Annotated in this window: 2 protein-coding genes; both read right to left on the bottom strand. The window is 78.5% G+C overall.

Features of this window, described 5'->3' with window-relative positions; genetic code table 11:
• Positions 1-664 (bottom strand): SGNH/GDSL hydrolase family protein (locus VR45_RS27590; protein WP_052709414.1); only part of this gene is annotated, 664 nt, incomplete at its 3' end.
• The gene (locus tag VR45_RS27580) at positions 664-2082 is read right to left on the bottom strand and encodes a beta-ketoacyl-[acyl-carrier-protein] synthase family protein (RefSeq protein WP_063772551.1); all 1419 of its coding nucleotides are present in this window, start codon (positions 2080-2082) and stop codon (positions 664-666) included. The genes VR45_RS27590 and VR45_RS27580, both read right to left, overlap by 1 nt.
• Between the last annotated feature and the right edge of the window lies 1 nt (position 2083).

Here is a 2083-nt window from a genome sequence, read left to right as displayed (position 1 = left end):
GGGTGGCGGCGGCGGCGAGGAGGGCGGGGAGCATCAGGGTGGCGTGTTCGGCGTAGCCCCGGGGGGACGGGTGGACGCCGTCGGGGCCGAGGAGGTGGTCGGCCCGGTCGCGGAACTCGGGGCCGGAGGAGGCCGCCACCGGGATGCCGGCGCGTTCGGCGGCCCGGGTCTGGCGGTGGGCGAGGCGGTGGGAGCGGGGTGCGCCGAGGAGGCGGGCCGGGGCGCGGAACCCGGGGGCGTGGCCGGGGTCGGGGCAGGGCACGACGACCGGGTGCCAGCCGGTGTCGCGGAGCCGCTGGAGCACCAGGGCGAACCGGCGGGCGGCGCGGCCGAGCGGGAGCGGGAGGAGTACGTCGTTGCCGCCGACGATCAGCACGGCGATGCCGGGCCGGATCCGTTCCGCCCGGGCGACCTGCTGCCGCAGGGCCGCCGTGGTGGCGCCGACCCGGGCGAGCACCCGCAGGTCGACGGGGCGGTCGAGGCGCTCGCCGAGGGCCTGCGCGAGCCGGGCGCCGAGGGTCTCCTCGGGCCGGCCGGCGCCGAGGCTCCGGGCGAGCGAGTCACCGAGCATCAGCAGGGTGAGCGGCCGGGGGTCGGCGGGTTCGGCCGGGCCGTAGCGGCCGTCGGCGGGCGGGACGGTCCAATCGGCGGGCGGGCGGCTCATCACCAGTCGCTGGTAGNGCGGTGAGCCGGGCCCGGGCGAGCGGCCGGCGGGTGGCGGGGGTGGGCATGGCGGACTCCGGGGGCGGGACGGCGGCGGACGGAGACGGGTACTCGGGCGGCGGCGGCAGCTCGGGCAGCGGTGAGGACGACGGCCGCGTTCTGCCCGCCGAACCCACTGGAGACCGAGACGGCGGCGTCCAGGGCGAGCCGTCTCGGCACCTTGGCGACCACGTCGAGGCCGAGGGACTCGTCGGGCCGTTCGAGGTTGGCGGTGGGCGGGACCAGTCCGTGCTGGAGGGAGAGCACGGTGACCGCCGCCTCGATCGCCCCGGCGCCGCCCATGGTGTGGCCGATCGCGCCCTTGACCGAGGTGACCGGGGGCGGCCGGTGGAAGACCCGGTGCAGGGCCGCCGCCTCGGCCGTGTCGTTCAGGCGGGTGCCGGTGCCGTGCGCGTTGACGTGCCCGATGTCGTGCGGGGCGAGTCCGGCGTCGGCGAGGGCCGCCAGGATCGCCCGGGCCAGGCCGTCGCCCCCGGGGTGCGGGGCGGTGAAGTGGTGGGCGTCGGCGGTGGAGCCGTGGCCGGCCAGGTACGCGCGCGGCCGGACGCCGCGCGCCCGGGCGTGCGCGACCCGCTCCAGTACCAGGACGCCCGCGCCCTCGCCGAGCACGAAGCCGTCCCGGTCCGTGTCGAACGGGCGGGAGGCGCCGGCCGGGTCGTGGCACCGCCGGGAGAGCGCGCCGAGCCGGTCGAAGGCGGTGGCCACCATCGGCGCGCGGGGGCAGTCGGTGCCGCCGGCGAGAACGAGGTCGCAGGTACCGGCCCGGAGCATGTCGCAGGCGACGGCGAGGGCGGTGGTGCCGGAGGCGCAGGCGGTGCTGGTGACCAGGTTGGGCCCGCGGGCACCGAGGTCGAGGCCGACCTCACCGGCCGCCATGTTCGGGATGGAGCGGGGCAGCATCAGCGGGGAGACCAGGTCGGGCCGGCCGTCGGCCAGCCGGGCGTACTCGGTTTCGTAGGTCAGGGTGCTGTTGGCGCTGACGCCGAGGACGACGCCGACCCGGGCGGAGTCCCAGGCCGACGGGTCGAGTCCGGCGTCGGCGACGGCCTCGCGGGCGGCCAGGACGGCGAGCTGGGCGAAACGGTCGAGCCTGCGGACCAGCCGGCCGCCGAGCAGCTCGGCCGCTTCGAAGCCCTCGGCCGGGCAGGAGAAGTCGACGGCCAGCCCCGCGAGCCGGGGGTCGGTGCGGGCGGTGGACGTGCCGTCGAGCAGGCGGGCCCAGCTCGCCGCCGCGCCGAACCCGGCGGGGGTGACCAGGCCGATGCCGGTCACGGCGACCGCCCGGGAGGGTGTCGCCCGGGTGCCGCGGTTGCTGCGATTGTGGGCGCCGTCGGTGCTGCCGGTGCCGTGGGTGCTCAAC

Source organism: Streptomyces sp. NRRL S-495, from assembly GCF_000966955.1.
Lineage (GTDB): Bacteria > Actinomycetota > Actinomycetes > Streptomycetales > Streptomycetaceae > Kitasatospora > Kitasatospora purpeofusca.
Note: the sequence above shows the minus strand (reverse complement) of the source record. Positions and strands in the feature narration are given on the sequence as shown.